The following is an 18,950-nucleotide window of genomic DNA, read 5'->3' on the forward strand; positions in this document are numbered from 1 at the left end:
GAAAGGCTTTTTACCCGCAAGTTAGGCGTAACGAACGGGTGTCGCTTTTAATAATTGGCTATCACTAAAAACGTCTGGTAAATGTACAAAAACTTTATCATCGGGGGAAGGTATGCACTTTCCAACCACCAGCCCGGTCTCCGATTTGTTATGCGCTTAGGTTTATCCTACTTAATCATCGCAGTAAGCTGTATTCAGCTCATGGCCGCCCGGCCTTCCGAGGCGCAGCCCCTGGCCGAGATGCAGGTTACCATTCAATTGAAAAACGAAGGTGTGCGGGAGCTCTTCCGTAAAATCGAGAAGCAAACCCCGCTTCGCTTCGCTTTTATCGAGAACCAGGTGGACAACGAAGCGCGCTTTGTGCTTGGGAAAGGGACCTATCGGGTCACCGAACTGCTCGATAAAATGCTAGGTTCGTTGCACTTAACGTATATGAACACCGGTAGCATGGTGTATATCATCAAAAACCCGCAGAACGGAAAAGAAGCGGGCGCTCCGGCATCCGCTCCGGCCAAAGAGCTGCCGGAGCCGCATATTGATACGAAAACCCTCCCTGTGAAAGGGAAAGTAACCGACGAGCGGGGGGAGCCGTTACCGGGTGTCAATGTGATCGTCAAAGGCACACAGCAAGGCACGACTACCGACCGCGAAGGGAATTTCAGTTTGGATATTCCCGATGAAAATGCCGTGCTGGTGTTTTCGTTTGTGGGCTATGTGAGCAGGGAAGTTCAGGCCGTCGGGAACAAAACACTTATCGAAATTTCCCTGAAAGTCGATGAGAGGAGCCTCGACGAGGTGGTGGTCGTGGGATATGGTACTCAGAAAAAAGGGAACGTCATCGGCTCCGTAGCCACCATCAATGCGCAGTCCGTTGAAAACAGGTCTGCTTCAACATTATCTTCCTCACTGGCCGGCTTGGCGGCGGGCGTCAATGTGCAGGCTACCACAGGCAAGCCGGGTGCTGACGGGTCCAGCATACGCATACGCGGTACGGGCACCTTGAACAGCACTTCTCCGTTGGTCGTGATCGACGGGGTGGTAGGTTCAATGGATGCAGTGAACCCCAATGACGTGGAAAGCATATCCGTGCTCAAAGACGCGGCTACGGCGGCTATCTACGGCTCACTTGCATCCAATGGTGTTATCCTGATCACGACCAAAAAGGGTACGAAGGGCAAAACTTCCGTGAATTATACCGTGATGACCTCCCTGCTCCGGCCCAACAACGTACCCGAGTTCGTAACCGATTATGCCAGGCACATGCGCCTGGTCAATGAGGGTTTCAACAACCTGGGACAGGCTTCGGTGTATTCCAATCCCACCATCGAAAAATGGGAAGCCGCCAGGGCTAACCCCAACACCCTGACAGCCCAGGGAATTCCCAACAGCGTGGCTTATCCGAATACCAATTGGGGAAAGGTGTTGTTCGGAGCGCGCAGACTTCTGCAAAACCATAACCTGACCCTCAATGGCGGCTCGGAAAATACGCAATATCTGTTTTCGGTCGGCTATCTGAACAACCCGGGTACCATGCCCGAAACCGGGGCCGACAATGTGCGGTTGCGGATTAACCTGCAATCCAAAGTCGCCCGGTTTCTGACCGTGGGAACACAAACCTTCGGCGACCTCCAGCGTACCAGTGTTGCTGACGTAGCCACTGCCTATTCCTACCTCACCCAAACCGTTCCCGGTGTTTATCCTGTTTATCAGGGTAAATATGGCTTTCCGGCCGCCGCGGAGGAATCGGCGACAGCCAACAACGCAATCGCCTGGTTGTACAGCCAGGGAGGCAACAACCGGGTGAGCCGGATCAATACGACCTTGTTTGCGAAGCTGGATCTTTTCAAAGGGTTGGAGTTTGAATCCAAGGTGCATTACAATCAGGGCTACACCGAGAATGATACCCACCCGGTTCCCTACGAAAAATGGAACTTCGCTACGAATACATTAAGTACCGCCGCGCAACCCGCCGCCCAAATGACCACCCGTTATTCCCTGTACAAGAGTCGCAACATGATCCTGGACAACGTGCTCCGGTATAACAGGGAATTTACCCATCACGAGGTAGGCGCGCTCGTAGGCTACAACCAGCAATATTTCAACCAATACAACTTTGACGCGTCCAAACAGGGCCTCACGCATCCGGACCTTACCACTTTGAATTCGGGCACGACAATGACCGGCATCAACGGCGATGAAACCGACTACGGGCTGAAATCGGTTTTCGGGCGGCTCAATTATTCCTTCAAGAAACGGTACCTGGCCGAGGCGGTATTCCGCTACGACGGTTCGTCGCGCTTTGGGGAGTCGAGCCGCTGGGGCTTTTTCCCGGCCTTCTCGGCAGGCTGGCGCATTTCGGAGGAAGCTTTTATGCAGCCCCTGGCCGATGTATTCGATGACATCCGGATCCGGGCTTCATGGGGACGAACCGGAAATAATGCAGCCGGCAACTACGATCATTTGCCCGCGTATGGCACGGTGAACTACTCTTTCAATAACACGGCAATCAAGGGCCTCGCCCAGACTAAAACGGGAAACCGTAACCTGAGATGGGAAACGACCACGACGACCAACATCGGGCTCAGCGGTTTTGCGCTCAGACGGCGGTTGAATTTCGATTTGGATGTATATAAAGGTTTTACGGACGGAATCCTTTTTGCTCCCAATGTCCCGCTGATAGTAGGCACCGCCAGCCCCGCAACGATGAATATCGCCGAAGTCACCAAAAAGGGAATAGAACTCAGCCTCGGATACCAGGACCGGATCAACGATTTTCAGTACTCCATATCGGCCAACTTTGCCTACAACACCAACCGGGTCGACCGATATAAAGGCAGTTTGCAGGAGGGATATGCGGATGTTTCCGGAAATCGCGTTTATCAGTCCAACATCGGTACGGTGTCGACCGGTTCTACCGAGCGGATTCTGGAAGGCCATACCATCAATGAGCTTTATTTATACCCGGTTTATAACGGCTCGGGCAACTACCGGCACCAGGATGGTTCCCTGGATGTCAACGGCGGACCGCGGGACGGGATGATCCGGACGGCGGAAGACCTGACCTGGTTGCGTGGGATGGTCGATGCAGGATACCGGTTTCAACCCGCAGACGGCATCGATCCGACGAAAATCTGGTACGGGGATATCATTTACGCGGATACCAACGGCGACGGCATCTACGGTAACGTCTACGACCAGCAGTTTACAGGAAAACGGGCCGCGCCTTCCATTAATTACGGGTTGACGCTCAACCTGGCTTACCGTGGTTTCGATCTTTCCATGATCTGGTCGGGCGCCGCGGGAATGCATTACTACTGGAACACGATTTACCTGAACCAGTCGATTGTTGCGCAAGGCAAATCGATACCGGCGTTGGTGGCCGACAACCACTATTATTTCAATGAATCCAACCCCGCCGATCCTGCCAATAACCTTACAGGGCATTACCCGCGGCTCAAAGGGATCACAGACGCGCAGAACGGACGCACCAGCGATTACTATCTGTACAATGCATCCTTTGCCAAACTCCGCAATCTCCAATTGGGCTACACCGTTCCCGCCCGGCTCACAGGCAAACTGGCTATGAGCAAATTGCGGGTATATCTGGCAGGCGAAAACCTGCTGACCCTGACCAGGTTTCCGGGGCTGGATCCCGAAATCGGGCCAAACCCCAATTATCCGACCATGCGCCAGTTTTCACTGGGGTTGAATGTTTCATTTTAAAGAAAAAAGATGATGAAGAAATTCTTTGCTATAATCCTTGCACTGGGCCTGGGCGGCTGTCAGGATAATTTGTTGGATACAGTCCCCTACTCTTCCGTTTCCAATACAACCATGTGGACGACCGATAACCTGACCGATCTCGGGGTGGCCGGTGTTTACAATACTTTCAGGCTTGAAATGGGCCATAGCGGGCTCACCACCGTACATGAGCTTTATCAAACGGACCGTTTCGGCTATACCGGCCAGGGACGCTGGGACGAGCCGCTGCTCAGGGGCACGATCACCGCGGGCGATGCCATGTTCTCAAAAGTATGGCAGCACATGTACGAAGGCATCCAGCGGGCTAACGACGCCCTTTTGAATATTCCCGCAAAATCCCCTTCCGGCGAGCAAAAGAAAGCCCGATACCTGGCCGAATGCAAGTTTCTTCGGGCCTATTTCTATTTTCGGCTCAATCAGCTGTACAAAGGCGTCCCGATTTACCTCGAACCCTTTACGCCTACCGAAGCTACCAAACCCAGGGCCACCGAAACGGAGGTCTGGAATCAGGTAATGGCCGATCTCAATGATGCCATCAACGAGCCGAACCTGCCCGACCGCTACGCCAGCGGAAATGCCGACTACGGCCACGCCACCAAAGCTGCCGCCTACGCGTTACGCGGGAAAGTGTACATGTACCTGAAACAATGGGAAAAAGCATCGGCCGATTTCCAGAAGGTGAAAGACGCCGGGCATGCATTGTTCGGCGACTACAAAGCATTGTTTACCGAGGCCAACGAACAATGCCCTGAAATGATTTTCTCTATCCAGCATCGCGGCGAGCAGGGATATGGAAACAACTTTCAGCTGTTTATCGGCTGGCCCTCGGCATTTCGCCGCGGCTGGAACTACTACCTGCCATCGCCCAATCTGGTGGATCTTCATGAAAATATCGATGGCACTCCTTTCAAATGGGACGATATTATACCGGGTTTTAGCGCCTTGACCATGGCAGAGCGTGAAGTATTTTTCCTCAGAAACAACATCACTGCCGAGGAGCGCGCGGCTGCGAGCGCACGCGGGGCCAAAATGAGTTTGTACCTGCCGCAGGGCAACGAGGAAAGGATCAAAAAGGCCTATGAAAACAGGGACCCCCGTTTACAGGCCAATGTGGTCACCCCTTATGCCACGTTCCGCGGCGCTTTCAATTTTACGGATGTGGAAAGCCTGCAAACGATGCGGTGGCCGTTCCGGGGACAGGCCGCTGCGGGCGGTGATATCCAGAGCGACACCCAGATCAACTTTTACTACTTCTATCGCAAGTTTGTGATCGAAGGCGTTACGGGGTTGATAGACCGGAACTACGGCCCTACGGATTTCCCGATCCTGCGGTACGGCGACGTGCTGCTGATGTGGGCGGAAGCATTGAACGAATCGGGCGCAACGTCCGAGGCGGTGGAAAAGGTAAACGAGGTGCGGAAAAGAGCCGGGGTCGCATTGCTGAATTCCAATGCGGCTACCGCCGTGAAAGGCCAGGAAGATCTGCGGCAACGAATCCGCAACGAACGGAGGATCGAGTTGCCCGGTGAAGGGATTAACTATTTCGACGAACTGCGCTGGAAAACGTGGGGCGAAAAGGTATTCTACAACGGAAGCGGCAAGAAGCAGATTTGGGGCGCCAATGTAAGCGATTATTCCTATAAAGGAGATTTCCTGATGACCTGGCCGATCCCTACCGGCGAGATTCAAATGAACCCGAACCTGGTTCAAAACCCGGGATGGATTGATTAGGCGGGCCCATTGTCCGCCGGCCTGTTAATTCCCGCGCTATTCCAGTTTGGCAAAGAAATCTTCAAACATCAGGTAAGTATCGAGCCGGGTATAGACGCGGATCAGCCGGCCCTTGTGATTGTACTGATATAAATCCGCGTAAAAAGATATTCAGAACTTCGTTGCCCTTTTTCGGAACTGCGATGGCGACATGCCGGTAAACTGTTTGAATTGCCGCGTAAAGTAAGAAGTCGATTGAAAATTAAGCTCGAAAGCGATGCTGGAAATATCCTTGCTGATATCCTGAAGCAGGATCTGGCTATGCAATATGCTCAACTCGCCGATCCACTGCTTGGGCGGTTTGCCGGTTGTTTCTTTAATGCATTTACAGAGATAATTCTCTGAAATGGAAAGCTTGTTGGCATAAAACAACACTTTCTTTTCCGTTTGGTGGTACCGTTGAACAAGGTCTTTGAATTGCAATGTGATATAGAATGTCCTTTTAATGGACGCCTCTTCCAGCGATTGATCGGGCCGCATTTTCATCAATGCGGCCTTCAACAACAACCCACTGATTTCAATATTATCGTTCGAGCTCAGTTCCAGTTCGAGCAGCCGGAGCAAATGCGACATCCAGTTCTCGGTCGGCTTGGACAGCATCGCATACGGCGAAGTTTTGAAGAAATGGTAATCGGTGCTTTTGTCGAGGGAAATATTTTCAAGAAGCTCATTTTCAAATACAATAAAGAAGCCTTCCGTATCTTCCGAAATTTCGAGTGTGCGGGTAATGCTGCCCTGCTTGATCAGCAGCACAGAGCCCGGGCTGATCTCATATTCGGAGATTTCCAGTTGCTGTTTAATCCTCCCGCTGGTCACGAAAATGATGAAGTTGAAAGTGGTCCGGTAGGGAAGGACCGGTATCAATATGTTCCGGAGATAGTTTTCTATCCGGTACAATTGCAGTTTTGAATTGTTGAAATAGATCTTTTCCGATAAGCCGGGCAGGAACAAACTTTTGTACTCGAAGTTTGACAACATCTTGATCGTATCGCTCATAGCATCGCAGATATTGGATCGTTTCTCACTGATTAAAATTTGAATGCAACCCCGGCCTTCAAAAAGAATGGAGTCCCCGGTGTGAATGTCAGCTGGTCATATCCTCCGGCCGGTTCTCCTTTCAGTCGGGTCGTTGCCGCAAACATCGCCTCGTTCCATTTCGTATTGAACAGGTTCTGGATCTGGAAGCTCAGTACCATGGCTTTCTTCTGATAACTCATGATCAGGTCATTCACGAAATAGCCATTGGCGATGATGCTTTTATCCTGGGTCGCGGGTCTGTCGTGCATGTACCTGTATCTCAAATTGGCCGTGAACCCATTGTTAAACGTAAATGCAATGCCGCCGGTACTGGTCATCGTTGGCGCCAGGTCGACATAGTCATTTCCCCGCTCTTCGCCCGTTAGCCTCGGTCGGGCCAGATTTACGTCCGAATCCAGGTATAGCCAATGAAATGGCTGGTACCGGAATGTCAGGTCAACCCCCACCCTGCGGGTACTTCCGACCGCCGACGTACCGTAGCTGTCGCCATTCCAAATGTATTCATTCTGCAAGAAGCTATACCAAAGCGTGGGAATAAATATGAGCCCCGGCGCCGGCGTCCAGATCGTCCCCAGGTCGGCGCCTACCGACCAGGGCAGGATTTCCTTCCCGTTCTGCGCCACCACCGCGCGAACATCGTTCGAATGAAAACCCAGCCCCGATTTAACGAAAAGCTGCATGGCCGGATTCACGTTGTAAAAAACGTTCAGCTTCCGGCGATTTGGCTGTCACAACTACCGCGGACAGCATCATCGCCATGGAATCGCTCAAATATCCATTTTCATTGGCGGTCACCCGCGTACTATCGGTTTTGATGTCGGCGCGCACCTTTCCTGCCAGCAAGGAAAGGCTAATCAGCGCGCCCCGCAAAAACTGGCCATTCAAATCATTCATTAAAATAAAAGTTTGTTGATACTTCGGCCGTGCCCCTACTCGTCGCTTTCGTTACTGAACTGGTAAAAAAGCTTCCTGATCGGCAAGGTGAGCCAGGTCCCTAACACGAACGGGAATGTCAATACGCCCCCTGCTTTGGTCAGGATGTCCCAATCCGCTTTCAGGAGGTAGATATCGATCAGCACCGCCAATGCACAGGCGATAAATGCGAGCAGCCCGTCCTTCCGCTTCACACCTGCAAACACGATGGAACACAGCACCGCATTGAAGCTGAACAGCCCGATATGCACCTGGGTGATAGGTTCGGCGAAAAGGAGGGCAATCCAGGCCCCCAGAATAGATCCCGCCAGGCCGTACAATGCCGCCACGGGATTGGAGATAAACACAGCCACCATAAAGATCACCCCGGCCAGAAAACTTCCCTGGAAAATCACCTCACCGAAACCATTGGTAGAGGTCGTAAAATCATTCACTTCATTGCTGAACATGCTGGTTTCGACCAATGCCACCGGCGCGGGTATGGCCGTAAAATGGTGCAGGCAAAACACGACCACCCAGGTGACCAGAATAAAAGGCAATGTAAAAACCGGGATTTTCCGCTCGATGAAAAAATGCTGAATCACCGCCGCTACCGCCGAACCTGCGATAATCATCACCCATACGACCGGCTCCGCACGAAAGTGGAACGTCAGTGCAACGCCCACCAGCGCAGCGCTGAAACCGTACAACCCCATGCTGATCTGCGCCGGATCGTACTTCAAAATACGGGCGGTAAGCGTGCCGGTAGCAGCGGCCAGAATCGCGGCGATGCCCATCGTGGCATCATCGTAGAAGATACCCGCCAGGAACAACAAACCTGTCCAGATATTTTCCTGCAACATGATCTGCCCCACGCCTTTGAGGGTTTCCGAGATAAAGGGGGCTCTTTTTCCTATTAAATCCATTTTGTTGAATATTGTTTGAAAATCCTTTTAACTCACCATCCCAAAAACACCATCCCGGTCGCGCAGAAAGTGATCGCAACGCCACTCACGACATGGATGTAGCGTTCGAGCCGCTCGGTCCGGAGAAAACCATAGCCATAGCAGCCCAGCAACACCATAAAGAGCATGGTAAGCACCGTACAAGCCGTGAAAACGCCGATCAGCACCACTACTTCGACCATGGAGCGATTGGTACCTGAAAAGAACAGCAATGGCACCAGCGGTTCGCTCGGCCCCATGACAAAGATGACAAACAGCACCAGCGGTGTCACCTTCACCCGGTTACCGGGCATCACCGCCTCCCCATGCCGGTGCTCATACACATACACCTCGTCGCTCATCACGTCGAAATGCTTATGCGGGCGGTTGAGGTACGCGTGGCGCAGCCCGAAGAGCAGGTACCCCAGCCCGAACAGCAGCAGCGCCCAGCCCGAAAGGTTTCCGCGGATATCCTGGAACCAGGAAATCCTGTTCAAATGCCAACCAAGGTATACCCCTACCAAACCCAGGAGTACCGAGCTGAAAATGTGCGCAAAACCGCAAACGATCGTGAGCAATATGGTCCTGCCCATGGTCCATTTGCGGGAGCGCGACAGCACGATGAACGGCAGGTAATGGTCCGGCCCCGCCGCCGTGTGGATAATGCTGATGGATGCAGCCGTGAGGGCCAGCACAATGAGCGTTGAATTCATACGAGACTAGCTTTACTTTCCTCCCAGATCAGATTTTGAATACTTTGGAAGCGGTCGTACAACTGCTCGCCCCCGTGCCCCAGGCAGCGCAACACAAACCCGTCGTGCCGGACCTTGGAAATACCAAACTGCATATCCTGCTCGCCCTGCATCATTTCATAAATACATTCGATGAGCTCGTCCACGGGCTGATTTTGGGTATTTACATAAATCAAAGTCCCCTGGTGGGTGAACCCTTCAAGCAGGCCGATCGCCGACAGCGGCATCAGCTCGGGCAGCAATAGCACATTGTCTTTCAGTACCAGCTTCTGGCGGTGCCTTACTTCGATCAGGTTCTGGAAATGGCTGTATTTAAAAACCTCCCCGTGGTATTTCCGGCCGCAGGTGATGATCTCGCTCATCAGGAACTCGCACCCGTCACCAATCGAAACTTTCGTAACGCTTTTGAATGTCGAATTTTCATGCGGTACCACCGGATGCGGAACGTAGGAGAACGCCGCCCCATCGGCCAGGTTCACCTGCATCGACTGCGAAGCGCCGCGTTCCATGTTGAACAGCCGCTGGTAGGATTGCGACTGCAACTGCAAACGCGCATTTTCCTCGACTTCGATATGCAAATCATAATGGTCACCGTCCAGAATACCGGGCGACGAGCTCATCACCATCAGATAGGCGGCGCCATCCGACTTCGTTTGCCCCACCGGGACCACGCGAAAGGGCGCCGACACGAAAACATCTTTCATGTACGACTTCTCTCCGCGCGCACCGGCTGTGATGCTCAGTTTACAATCCACTATCTGACGAGGTTGGGTTCTTCAATTTCTTCCAGCAGGGCATACTTCCTGATCCAGTCGATAATGCTGTCGACGCCTTCGCCCGAGCGCAGGTTCGAAAAGATGAACGGCTGGCCCTTACGCATGCGGCGCGCGTCGTGCTCCATCACTTCCAGGCTCGCGCCCACGTACGGGGCCAGGTCTATTTTATTGATCAGCAGCAGGTCCGAGCGGGTAATGCCCGGCCCACCTTTACGCGGTATCTTCTCTCCTTCGGCCACGTCGATCACAAAAATGGTAACGTCCGCCAGGTCGGGGCTGAATGTGGCCGAAAGGTTATCGCCGCCGCTTTCAATCAGGATGATTTCAATGTCGGGAAAGCGGTTGACGAGCTCGTCCACGGCTTCCAGGTTCATGCTCGCGTCCTCGCGGATGGCGGTGTGCGGGCATCCGCCGGTTTCGACGCCGATGATCCGCTCACGGGGCAGCAAGCTGTTTTTCGCCATAAATTCGGCATCTTCCTTGGTGTAAATGTCGTTGGTGATCACGGCCAGGTTATAGTCGTTCATCATCCTGCGCGACAGGCATTCCAACAGCGCGGTTTTGCCGGAACCCACCGGCCCGGCCACGCCTATTTTCACATATTCTCTCTCGTTCTTCATCGTTAATTTTCCTTTGAATGTTTTTTCCGCCATTTCCATGATTTTCCCGGCGGCGGGCAGCATTTGACTTTTTTTGCTCTTTTAAGACATATACAATCTTGAATACAGCCGCTCATGCTGCATGCACCGGATATCGAAAGCGATGTTGCAAAGGCCTACGAGCTCCCTGTTTACCAGCAGTGTATCTTCCGCCAACTGGTACAAAACCGGTTGCAGGTCGAGCATCAGGTCCTGCCCGTCGAGCTGCCCGAGCGGAACAAGTTTCACGGCATTGGTAATGAGCCCGGCGGCGGCGTTGTAATAGAATGCCAGCAATGTGTCGTGCAAAGGAATGCCGAGCTGCCTGGCCAGCAAGCCGAATGCGAGGCAGTAGTGACCTTCTGCATTTTTTTCCTTAATCTGCCGGTCGAATGCATCAGCGAGCGCCGAGCTTCTTTTCCGCTGAAAAATTTTCAACAGCCGCACGCCCAGTTTCTGGCTCGCCTCGCGGATTTCCCTCGGGCTTTTCAATGCGCTGCATTCCTGGTCCAGCTCCACCAATGCATCGATATCCGCAACCGCCTCATACGCGAGGCGCACGAAGGAAGCGTCGTTGTACTTTACATTGTACATCAGCATGTTCGTCACAAACTCCTTGGCAGTAGCCGTGGAATGCACAATATCCTGCTGCACATAGGTTTCCAGACCATTGGAATGCACATAACCGCCAATCGGCAAAGTCGGGTCCGACAAATGCAGCAATGCGGCGAGAAATGAATTGGGGCTTTCCTTTTGCATAATCCCTATTTTGAAACGGACGAGGCCAGGTTAATAATTTTTGAGAAAAGCGACTGCTCCGCGCCTCCGTGCCCGTGAGGCTCTACATTGGATTTCAACCAGTTGAGCAACTGGCGCACCTGTTTTTCGGGTTGATAACCACTTGCCTGCAACCACCGGAACATCGGCTCCTCGTAAGGCATCAGCACCTGGTCGTCGTCAATGAAAAGCGGCATATGCTTGTTCCCGATCTCATAGCATACCGTACCCATTTCGAGCATCGTCGCAGGCGAGATCACGATCGCCTCGCAGGGCCTGATATGCACGCTCACGATCCGCCCGGCATCGGCATACACAACATCGTTCTGCCGCAGGCGCTGGCCCTCGCGCGTAAAGCGGATCGCAATTTCGACGCCGCCGTTCGTAAACCGTCTATGGATCTTCTTGGCACTCTCAAACCATTCTATTTCAAGGAGATCAACCGCCTGACCGTTATTCGGCCAGGTCGCCAGGTTCCCCAGAATATCATTGATAATCGTCATGATTTTTTCTTTTGGAAATGGAAGTTTTTGGAAATGCCCGTACCGAAAGTGGCGCCACTAAGTCCGGCCGTGAAATTGTTGGTGGAGGCGCCACCCTTCGGCTTCGTCATGAGGTTGGAAAGCTCCCCGAACTTGAATTTCAATGCCCATCCCTTGCCGAGCAGCACGCCGAGCATCGGGTAAGCCCGCAAACGATAACCATTGAACTTTTCCTGCGTGCGGATTCCCTGCTCGCCCCATACGTAATGTGCGTCTACTTGCGCGATCAGCAGGAAATGCTCGCCGATCATTATCGAAGGACTGTACCAGATCCCGGCTTCGCGCTGCTTCATCCGGTAGTCGGTCGCAGATTGCTTTTCACTGGAAAATGCGAAATTGACGCCGATCAGGTCGTTGTTATTGATAAAATACCCGAGCCCGAGGGGAATGCCCGCACCGGGACTGGTGCTGAATGAGCTGTTGTGGTAGCCCGGACCATTCGTTTTGGAATAATCCAGCGAGCCATACAACATGAACTGGCCCTTCGGCCCGTTGTCGGTGGCGCTCAACCGTTGCGCCGAGAGGTTTGCCGCCGCCAAATGGCACAGCAAGCCCGTCATCAAAACCGTCAGGTTTTTTAAGCGGATCATTTGCAGGATTTTTTGAAGGAGATGTATCAAAAGGAGTAAAATCACATTTGATACACCTCTGGGTTGCTACTAAAAAAGGAAGTACAACTGAGCCAGCGGCAACTTATCGGCGGGCTCGCAAGTCACGTGCACACCGTCCACTGTTACCTTGTAGTTTTCCGGATTCACTTCTATTACCGGCGTTTTGTCGTTGTGGATCAGGTTCTTTTTGGAAACATTCCGGCAACCGACCACCGGCAGCGATGCTTTGCCCAAACCATACGACTGCACCGTTCCATTATCGAGCGAAACCTGGGACACAAAATTCACACAGGTAGCCAGCCGCGCCTTGCCATGCGCCCCGAACATATTGCGGTAAATCACAGGCTGAGGCGTAGGAATGGACGCATTCGGGTCGCCCATTTTGCTCGCGATCACAAAACCGCCCTTCACGATCATTTCTGGTTTGGCCCCGAACAATGCGGGTTTCCAGATCACCAGATCGGCAATTTTGCCCGGCTCAATCGACCCGACATATTGCGAGATACCGTGTGCAATGGCGGGGTTGATCGTGTATTTGGCTACGTACCGTTTCACGCGGAAGTTGTCGTTTTCATGCCCGTTATCCTCTTCCAGCTCACCGCGTTGTTCGCGCATTTTGCTCGCAGTCTGCCAGGTGCGGGTAACCACCTCTCCTACCCGGCCCATGGCCTGGGAATCGGAGCTCATAATGCTGAACACCCCGATATCGTGCAGAATATCCTCGGCAGCAATGGTCTCCGGACGAATGCGCGAGTCGGCAAAAGCCACGTCTTCCGGGATATTCTTACTTAAATGATGACACACCATGAGCATATCCAAATGCTCGTCGATGGTATTTTTCGTGTATGGCCGTGTCGGGTTGGTCGAGGCAGGAAGCACGTTGGGATACATCGCCGCTTTGATAATATCCGGCGCGTGGCCTCCGCCTGCGCCTTCGGTGTGGAAGGTATGGATCACACGGCCGTTGATCGCATTCATCGTATCTTCCAGAAAGCCAGCCTCATTAAGGGTATCCGTGTGAATGGCCACCTGTACATCCAGCTTGTCAGCGATCGTCAGCGAGGCGTCGATTACGGCGGGCGTCGCTCCCCAGTCTTCGTGGATTTTCAAACCCAATGCCCCCGCTTCGATCTGCTCCTCCAATGCTTCCAGTGACGCCGAATTTCCCTTTCCGAAAAAACCCAGATTCATCGGGTAGTCGTCTGCCGCTTCGAGCATTTTCTGAATATTCCATTTGCCTGGCGTCACCGTGGTGGCATTGGTACCGTCATTCGGGCCGGTCCCGCCGCCGATCATGGTCGTAATGCCATTGTACAATGCCGTCTCGATTTGTTGCGGACTGATGAAGTGGATGTGCGTATCGATCCCGCCGGCGGTAACGATGTAACCATTGCCACCGTGCACCTCGGTAGAGGCTCCGATGATCAGGTCGGGGTGTACGCCGTCCATAATGTCCGGGTTCCCGGCTTTGCCGATGCCAACGATCTTGCCATCTTTAATTCCGATATCGGCCTTCACGATCCCCCAGTGGTCGATGATGATCGCGCCGGTAATGCATAGGTCGAGCACACCCTGGCTCCGTAGCGCCGTTGCCGACTGGCCCATGCCGTCGCGGACTGTTTTACCGCCGCCAAACTTCACCTCGTCGCCATATACAGCGTAATCTTTTTCAATTTCAATGATCAGGTCGGTATCACCCAGGCGAACTTTGTCTCCGGCTGTCGGGCCGAGCAGGTTCGCATATTTTTCTCTGCTTATTTTGAGGCTCATCTTATTGATTTTTGAAGTCTAATAAACCGGCTTTTTGCAATGCGAGCTTTTTGTTAAGCTCCAGTGTGGTATCGCCATTGACCAGATTATTGATGCCGATCACCCGGCGGGCACCGCCCAGGGCTACCAGCTCCACCGTTTTTTCTTCTCCCGGTTCAAAGCGCACGGCCGTCCCTGCGGCGATATTCAACCGCATCCCGAATGCCGCCTCCCGGTTGAAAGCCATTGCTTTGTTGACTTCGAAAAAATGGAAATGCGAACCGATCTGAATGGGGCGATCGCCCGTATTGGTCACTTTCACAGTAGTTGTCGGGCGGCCTTCATTGCAGATAATGTCGCCCTTTTTGATAAAAAATTCTCCTGGTATCATGCGCATCAGGTTTAAGGGTTAACGAATAGGCTCATGAACGGTCACCAGCTTGGTACCATCCGGAAACGTCGCCTCGATCTGGATATCGTGTATCATCTCGGGCACGCCGGGCATCACATCGTCGCGGGTGAGCACGGCTGCCCCTGCCTGCATCAGATCGGCCACGGTACGCCCGTCGCGGGCGCCTTCCATGACGAAGCTGCTGATCAGCGCGATCGTTTCGGGGTAGTTGAGCTTCACGCCCCGCGCTTTACGTTTGAGCGCAACCTCACCTGCCAGGTGCAGCAGCAGCTTCTCTGTTTCTCTTGGTGTTAAATGCATATGGATATTCTATTTTGAATTGATTTTGAAGACAGTGATTGTCTGAAAAACGCCGCTCACGGTAACCTGCAAACACACGCCTTTCCTGTCCCATACAGATTACCTGTGGGCCAAAAAGCTCCCTGAACCGAAGCCAGGCGGCTGGTTAAAAGGGGAAGAACCGCGAACTTACATGGATATACGAAGGCCGGAACGGGCAGTTCAAAACCGGAACGGCACAATACGGCCGCACGCCCGTTCAGAAACAGTACATACACCGGATGCCAAATGCACACGGCAGTGCCGGGAAGCAATCAGAAAGGAATGATCAGGGATCGATACAGAATGTACCGGGGAAGAGACCGCACAAGAACAAGCCTTGGAGCGGCAACGGAAACACCCGGGTCGCCATCGGCACGAAAAACAAAGGACAAGTACCGGCTGAAAAGACCTGTAAGGGTGTTAAAATCCTGGTTGTCCCTTTTTTCTTTGGAGACGGAAGACGTGTTTTCCTGCACTTCGAGCATCGCCGCCTCCTGATAGTAGTTGTCTTTATCAGGAGATTTTCCGATTGCCTGGCAGCCACTTGAATCCTTCATCGACACGACGGCGGGATGCCCCAAACTCTGGGTTCCGGTTGTCGTCAGAATGACAAGGAGTATGCCAAAAAGGATTCTAATGCAGCTCATTGGATGCCAGCAGAAAATTACATCATCTTTCGGGTGATAAATGTAGATATTCCTGCATCCACCGGTTTTCAATAATCTGGACATTTTTTGCACAAATCTGGAAAACTATTTCATTTTGGTTGCCTCATCCAAAGAGCATGTTTTTGACAAATTGCTCTTCCCAGCTCTTCTGAACCGCCTGTTAATTCCATTGAAATATAGTTTTTCAGCAAAAAATCGGTGGTTTGTTGCATCATCCCTGCAACGTTTAACCCGAACGGTTATCCTTTACCTAGATGACGTAATGATTTATTCAAATACCAACCCGTTTCGATAACTGCCGATATGCTTTGTTTTCGCTGCCGCCTTTTGCTCAATCTTCTCCTTCTTTTGGGTGTAAGCACCTTTTCGAGTGGCCAGGACACCCCGCTTTCGCCCACAGCCCAACAGGAAGATTTTCAGTTTATCCGCGACCAGATATTTAGCGTGCATGCCAACCCATTTTCCCTGTTGACGAAGGAAAGTTACGGGGCCTACCTTGACTCTTTGGCAGCCGGCTTAAACGAGCCATTGTCGGCAGCCGGTTTCCAGAGAAAGGCCAGCCTTGCCCTGATCCCGTTGGGCGATGAACATGCGGTTGTGTCCATTCGCAGTGCTCATTCGGGTAAGAAGGGCCTGGCTGATAGCGTCGCTACCAATATATCGTATCGACGGACAGGTGACGTCGGTTATATTCTCGCCCGTTCCTTTGCCACCAGAGGAGGCCAGGATTTACCCGTTTATGAGCGTTGTATCGACAGCATCTTTGCGATAATCCGTCGCGACGGCATCAGACGTCTGGCGATTGATGTCAGCAACAATGACGGCGGGGCATCCGCAGTTGGGAATATGATCATCAAGCATATCTACCGGAAACCTTACAAAACTTATTCCATGAATTGGAAACGTAGCCAGGCCTACCTGGCCAAATTGAAGTCGTGGGGACTCAGCGACGAGGCCTATGAAAAAGCAAAGCCCGGAGAAATACTTCACTTCTCTTCAGGGACCGCGATACCCGATAAGGTTCCCCATGCATTCAAGGGAAAAGTGATCGTTATCGTTGGCCCGAGAACGTTCTCCAGCGCGATAATCTTTGCCACGCTGATTCAAGATAACGGGATCGCACCGTTAGCCGGAGAAACGCCTGTCAGCGGGCACCCCACTCATTTCGGGGAAATGTATTCGATCACTCTTCCCCACTCCCAACTCGAACTGCGGTTTGGCGTCAAAGAATGGATACGGCCGGCCGGGCGCGGAAAGGTGAATAAACTCATACCGGATATTCCCTGTAATATTCCGGCCGACGGAGATTTCCCGATGCTGGTCAAACAACTGAGGTGGCAGGAATTCTGACCGGCCCATCCAAAAAATAATCATCGTAATATTGCGATATGAATTATTACTGCTATGTTTGCAACATGGGAGTTACGAAAACAGAGATATTCACCGAACAGCAAAACCGCGTGGCGGACCTGGCCAAGGCATTTGCGCATCCTGCGAGGGTAGCGATATTACAACTACTGATTGCGCGCAAGGCGTGCGTATGCGGCGATTTAGTGGACGAACTGGAACTAGCCCAGGCGACAGTATCCCAGCATTTAAAGGAGCTGAAACGAATCGGTATTATTCAGGGCGAAATCAACCCGCCCCGCGTTTGCTACTGTATCAATCCCGTGGTTTGGCAGGAAGCGAAATCAGCCTTCGGGGGGATGCTGGATTCTTTTGCAGATATTTCCTGCTGTAATTGATACAGCTATTTTTTTGAGTAAATCAATCGTAATATTACATTATAACAATTAATACAATGAGCCACATATCCAATCCCATGAACTGGCTGGCGTTCAGGTCAGCATTGGAACAAAACCCGGATCTGCACCTGCAATTCGAATACGAAGAAGGCAAATTGGTGGACCCGTCCTTTCACATCACCGAAATCAAGCAAGCGCCGATCGTATCGGTAGATTGCGGCGGTGTGATGAACCGCTGGACAGAAGTGATTGTACAGCTTTGGGAGCCGCCGGTTAAGCAGACCGACTGCTCGATGCAGGTCGGTAAGGCATTAAAAATCGTGAGCCTGGTCGAAAAATCCCTGCCGCTGGATCCCAACGCGGTCGTCAAAATCGAATTCGGTAATTCCAGGTTCGACACCCGCCAGATGTACCCAGGGGATTTCCGGGCCGATGAGGATAACTTTACGGTGGGCCTGGTTCCCGATTTCACGCAATGCAAAGCACAGACCCGAGACCAGTCCTGCGGAACAGGCACCGGGAGCACGGCATGCTGTGGAAGTGCCCCGCAAGCGCAGGTAGCGGTCGCGGCCGAAAGCGCCTCGTGTACACCTGGTTCGGGATGTTGCTAATTTTAAACTAAATTCACATATGAAGAAAATACTCGTGTTATGCACGGGCAATTCAGCCCGCAGCCAGCTGGCCCAGGCCTATTTGCAGCATTTTGCCGGCCAGGGTGCCGAGGTTTACAGTGCGGGTGTCGACCCAAAAGGTGTCAACCCCGTCGCCATTCAGGTAATGGCCGAAGATGGCATCGATATCTCGCACCATACCTCCAACCACGTCGATGAGTATACCGGCATGGCATTCGATTACGTCATCACCGTGTGCGACAAAGCCCGCGAACAATGCCCTTATTTCCCTTCGGGGAAAATGGTCCACCGTAGCTTTTCCGATCCGGGGCACGTACCTGGCGAGGACGTAATCACTACTTTCAGGAGGATCCGTACCGAGATCAAAGAATTCAGTCGCGAATTTATCAACCAGAACCTGTAATGGCTATCACGCTGCGTCCCCTCATTGTGTCCGACTGGCCGGCAGTGAGGGAAATTTACCAACTTGGCATTGATACCGGCGATGCGACCTACGAAACGCAGGCACCGGAAATCGACGTGCTGAAAACAAAGTTTTTGGCTGAGCCGTGCCTGGTCGCCGAAGACGACGGTCACGTCGCCGGCTGGGCCATGCTCTCGGCTGTATCCAGCCGCTGTGTGTACGGCGGCGTGGCGGAAACCAGCATTTACGTCCACCAGGCACACCACGGCAAAGGCATCGGGTCGGCGCTATTGGCAGAGCTCGTGCGGCTCAGCGAGAAACATGGTTTCTGGACCTTGCAAGCTCAGATATTTCCGGAGAACCGGGCCAGTATCGCGTTGCATTTACGCCACGGTTTCCGCCAGGTAGGTTACCGCGAGAAACTAGGGAAGCACAACGGGGTATGGAGGGACGTCCTGTTTTTGGAACGACGTAGCAAGGTAGTAGGTTAAAAGTGAT

21 protein-coding genes and 1 pseudogene are annotated in these 18,950 nt (G+C 52.6%); 7 read left to right on the top strand and 15 right to left on the bottom strand.

Going from position 1 to position 18,950, the window contains the following annotated elements; translation table 11 throughout:
- Positions 1-81: 81 nt before the first annotated feature.
- Together J7619_RS29800 and J7619_RS29805 are read left to right on the top strand one after the other, a co-directional pair.
- Positions 82-3,723 (top strand): TonB-dependent receptor, encoded by a 3,642-nt coding sequence (locus J7619_RS29800; RefSeq protein WP_291207908.1) that lies wholly within the window; start codon positions 82-84, stop codon positions 3,721-3,723.
- A 9-nt stretch (positions 3,724-3,732) separates the two neighbouring features.
- Positions 3,733-5,493: a RagB/SusD family nutrient uptake outer membrane protein gene (locus J7619_RS29805; RefSeq protein ID WP_291207910.1), complete on the top strand. Its 1,761-nt coding sequence runs from the start codon at positions 3,733-3,735 to the stop codon at positions 5,491-5,493.
- Between the two features lie 150 nt (positions 5,494-5,643).
- Here the strand turns inward: J7619_RS29805 and J7619_RS29810 are convergent, their stop codons facing one another.
- From J7619_RS29810 to J7619_RS29880, 15 genes and pseudogenes are all read right to left on the bottom strand, one after another.
- On the bottom strand, positions 5,644-6,528 hold the full coding sequence (locus J7619_RS29810) for an AraC family transcriptional regulator (RefSeq protein ID WP_291207911.1): 885 nt from the start codon (positions 6,526-6,528) through the stop codon (positions 5,644-5,646).
- A gap of 32 nt (positions 6,529-6,560) precedes the next feature.
- Positions 6,561-7,250 carry an outer membrane beta-barrel protein gene (locus J7619_RS29815; RefSeq protein ID WP_291207913.1) on the bottom strand — a complete coding sequence of 230 codons (690 nt, stop codon included), beginning with the start codon at positions 7,248-7,250 and terminating at the stop codon, positions 6,561-6,563.
- On the bottom strand, positions 7,234-7,464 hold the full coding sequence (locus J7619_RS29820; protein WP_291207915.1) for a hypothetical protein: 231 nt from the start codon (positions 7,462-7,464) through the stop codon (positions 7,234-7,236). The genes J7619_RS29815 and J7619_RS29820 overlap by 17 nt, the downstream gene beginning before the upstream one ends.
- Positions 7,465-7,499: 35 nt before the next feature.
- Positions 7,500-8,408: an urea transporter gene (locus J7619_RS29825; protein ID WP_291207917.1), complete on the bottom strand. Its 909-nt coding sequence runs from the start codon at positions 8,406-8,408 to the stop codon at positions 7,500-7,502.
- Positions 8,409-8,440: 32 nt separating this feature from the next.
- Positions 8,441-9,139, bottom strand: a complete 699-nt coding sequence (locus J7619_RS29830; protein WP_291207919.1) for a hypothetical protein — start codon at positions 9,137-9,139, stop codon at positions 8,441-8,443.
- Positions 9,136-9,933 carry an urease accessory protein UreD gene (locus J7619_RS29835; RefSeq protein ID WP_291207921.1) on the bottom strand — a complete coding sequence of 266 codons (798 nt, stop codon included), beginning with the start codon at positions 9,931-9,933 and terminating at the stop codon, positions 9,136-9,138. Before J7619_RS29835 ends, J7619_RS29830 begins: the two co-directional genes overlap by 4 nt.
- The gene (gene ureG / locus J7619_RS29840; RefSeq protein ID WP_291207923.1) at positions 9,933-10,574 is read right to left on the bottom strand and encodes an urease accessory protein UreG; all 642 of its coding nucleotides are present in this window, start codon (positions 10,572-10,574) and stop codon (positions 9,933-9,935) included. Before ureG ends, J7619_RS29835 begins: the two co-directional genes overlap by 1 nt.
- An 81-nt stretch (positions 10,575-10,655) precedes the next feature.
- Positions 10,656-11,351 carry an urease accessory protein UreF gene (locus J7619_RS29845; protein ID WP_291207925.1) on the bottom strand — a complete coding sequence of 232 codons (696 nt, stop codon included), beginning with the start codon at positions 11,349-11,351 and terminating at the stop codon, positions 10,656-10,658.
- A 5-nt stretch (positions 11,352-11,356) separates the two neighbouring features.
- A complete protein-coding gene (ureE, locus tag J7619_RS29850) occupies positions 11,357-11,872 on the bottom strand; it encodes an urease accessory protein UreE (RefSeq protein ID WP_291207927.1) in 516 nt (171 codons plus the stop codon).
- Positions 11,869-12,501 (bottom strand): outer membrane beta-barrel protein, encoded by a 633-nt coding sequence (locus tag J7619_RS29855; protein ID WP_291207929.1) that lies wholly within the window; start codon positions 12,499-12,501, stop codon positions 11,869-11,871. The genes ureE and J7619_RS29855 overlap by 4 nt, the downstream gene beginning before the upstream one ends.
- Before the next feature lie 69 nt (positions 12,502-12,570).
- A complete protein-coding gene (gene ureC / locus J7619_RS29860; protein WP_291207931.1) occupies positions 12,571-14,292 on the bottom strand; it encodes an urease subunit alpha in 1,722 nt (573 codons plus the stop codon).
- Positions 14,293-14,362: 70 nt separating this feature from the next.
- A pseudogene (gene ureB / locus J7619_RS29865) lies at positions 14,363-14,662 on the bottom strand (urease subunit beta); the annotation flags it as partial.
- 18 nt (positions 14,663-14,680) lie between these two features.
- Positions 14,681-14,983: an urease subunit gamma gene (gene ureA / locus J7619_RS29870; RefSeq protein ID WP_106593510.1), complete on the bottom strand. Its 303-nt coding sequence runs from the start codon at positions 14,981-14,983 to the stop codon at positions 14,681-14,683.
- Between the two features lie 293 nt (positions 14,984-15,276).
- Positions 15,277-15,651, bottom strand: coding sequence for a hypothetical protein (locus J7619_RS29875; RefSeq protein ID WP_291207936.1), 375 nt, complete (start codon positions 15,649-15,651; stop codon positions 15,277-15,279).
- A 110-nt stretch (positions 15,652-15,761) separates the two neighbouring features.
- The gene (locus J7619_RS29880; RefSeq protein WP_291207938.1) at positions 15,762-15,887 is read right to left on the bottom strand and encodes a hypothetical protein; all 126 of its coding nucleotides are present in this window, start codon (positions 15,885-15,887) and stop codon (positions 15,762-15,764) included.
- Positions 15,888-16,020: 133 nt separating this feature from the next.
- Here J7619_RS29880 and J7619_RS29885 point away from each other — a divergent pair, with 133 nt between their 5' ends.
- The 5 genes from J7619_RS29885 to J7619_RS29905 all read left to right on the top strand — a co-directional run bounded on the left by J7619_RS29885 (position 16,021) and on the right by J7619_RS29905 (position 18,943).
- Positions 16,021-17,022, top strand: coding sequence for a S41 family peptidase (locus tag J7619_RS29885; RefSeq protein ID WP_291207940.1), 1,002 nt, complete (start codon positions 16,021-16,023; stop codon positions 17,020-17,022).
- 65 nt (positions 17,023-17,087) lie between these two features.
- Positions 17,088-17,417, top strand: coding sequence for a helix-turn-helix transcriptional regulator (locus tag J7619_RS29890; RefSeq protein ID WP_291207942.1), 330 nt, complete (start codon positions 17,088-17,090; stop codon positions 17,415-17,417).
- Between the two features lie 56 nt (positions 17,418-17,473).
- A complete protein-coding gene (locus tag J7619_RS29895; RefSeq protein ID WP_291207943.1) occupies positions 17,474-18,028 on the top strand; it encodes a DUF6428 family protein in 555 nt (184 codons plus the stop codon).
- Between the two features lie 19 nt (positions 18,029-18,047).
- Positions 18,048-18,452: an arsenate reductase ArsC gene (locus J7619_RS29900; protein WP_291207945.1), complete on the top strand. Its 405-nt coding sequence runs from the start codon at positions 18,048-18,050 to the stop codon at positions 18,450-18,452.
- Positions 18,452-18,943, top strand: coding sequence for a GNAT family N-acetyltransferase (locus J7619_RS29905; protein WP_291207948.1), 492 nt, complete (start codon positions 18,452-18,454; stop codon positions 18,941-18,943). Before J7619_RS29900 ends, J7619_RS29905 begins: the two co-directional genes overlap by 1 nt.
- Positions 18,944-18,950: the final 7 nt, after the last annotated feature.

Source organism: Dyadobacter sp. (assembly GCF_017744695.1).
Taxonomy (GTDB): domain Bacteria; phylum Bacteroidota; class Bacteroidia; order Cytophagales; family Spirosomataceae; genus Dyadobacter.

Excerpts from the sequence above, each read along its gene's own strand:
- ureA (WP_106593510.1), bottom strand. The coding sequence starts at position 14,983 with ATGCATTTAACACCAAGAGAAACAGAGAAGCTGCTGCTGCACCTGGCA.
- J7619_RS29880 (WP_291207938.1), bottom strand. The coding sequence starts at position 15,887 with ATGATGCAACAAACCACCGATTTTTTGCTGAAAAACTATATTTCAATG.
- J7619_RS29830 (WP_291207919.1), bottom strand. The coding sequence starts at position 9,139 with ATGAATTCAACGCTCATTGTGCTGGCCCTCACGGCTGCATCCATCAGC.
- J7619_RS29800 (WP_291207908.1), top strand. The coding sequence starts at position 82 with ATGTACAAAAACTTTATCATCGGGGGAAGGTATGCACTTTCCAACCAC.
- J7619_RS29815 (WP_291207913.1), bottom strand. The coding sequence starts at position 7,250 with ATGCAGCTTTTCGTTAAATCGGGGCTGGGTTTTCATTCGAACGATGTT.
- J7619_RS29805 (WP_291207910.1), top strand. The coding sequence starts at position 3,733 with ATGATGAAGAAATTCTTTGCTATAATCCTTGCACTGGGCCTGGGCGGC.
- J7619_RS29875 (WP_291207936.1), bottom strand. The coding sequence starts at position 15,651 with ATGAGCTGCATTAGAATCCTTTTTGGCATACTCCTTGTCATTCTGACG.
- J7619_RS29895 (WP_291207943.1), top strand. The coding sequence starts at position 17,474 with ATGAGCCACATATCCAATCCCATGAACTGGCTGGCGTTCAGGTCAGCA.
- J7619_RS29855 (WP_291207929.1), bottom strand. The coding sequence starts at position 12,501 with ATGATCCGCTTAAAAAACCTGACGGTTTTGATGACGGGCTTGCTGTGC.
- ureC (WP_291207931.1), bottom strand. The coding sequence starts at position 14,292 with ATGAGCCTCAAAATAAGCAGAGAAAAATATGCGAACCTGCTCGGCCCG.
- J7619_RS29810 (WP_291207911.1), bottom strand. The coding sequence starts at position 6,528 with ATGAGCGATACGATCAAGATGTTGTCAAACTTCGAGTACAAAAGTTTG.
- J7619_RS29900 (WP_291207945.1), top strand. The coding sequence starts at position 18,048 with ATGAAGAAAATACTCGTGTTATGCACGGGCAATTCAGCCCGCAGCCAG.
- J7619_RS29845 (WP_291207925.1), bottom strand. The coding sequence starts at position 11,351 with ATGCAAAAGGAAAGCCCCAATTCATTTCTCGCCGCATTGCTGCATTTG.
- ureE (WP_291207927.1), bottom strand. The coding sequence starts at position 11,872 with ATGACGATTATCAATGATATTCTGGGGAACCTGGCGACCTGGCCGAAT.
- J7619_RS29905 (WP_291207948.1), top strand. The coding sequence starts at position 18,452 with ATGGCTATCACGCTGCGTCCCCTCATTGTGTCCGACTGGCCGGCAGTG.
- J7619_RS29825 (WP_291207917.1), bottom strand. The coding sequence starts at position 8,408 with ATGGATTTAATAGGAAAAAGAGCCCCCTTTATCTCGGAAACCCTCAAA.
- J7619_RS29890 (WP_291207942.1), top strand. The coding sequence starts at position 17,088 with ATGGGAGTTACGAAAACAGAGATATTCACCGAACAGCAAAACCGCGTG.
- J7619_RS29820 (WP_291207915.1), bottom strand. The coding sequence starts at position 7,464 with ATGAATGATTTGAATGGCCAGTTTTTGCGGGGCGCGCTGATTAGCCTT.
- ureG (WP_291207923.1), bottom strand. The coding sequence starts at position 10,574 with ATGAAGAACGAGAGAGAATATGTGAAAATAGGCGTGGCCGGGCCGGTG.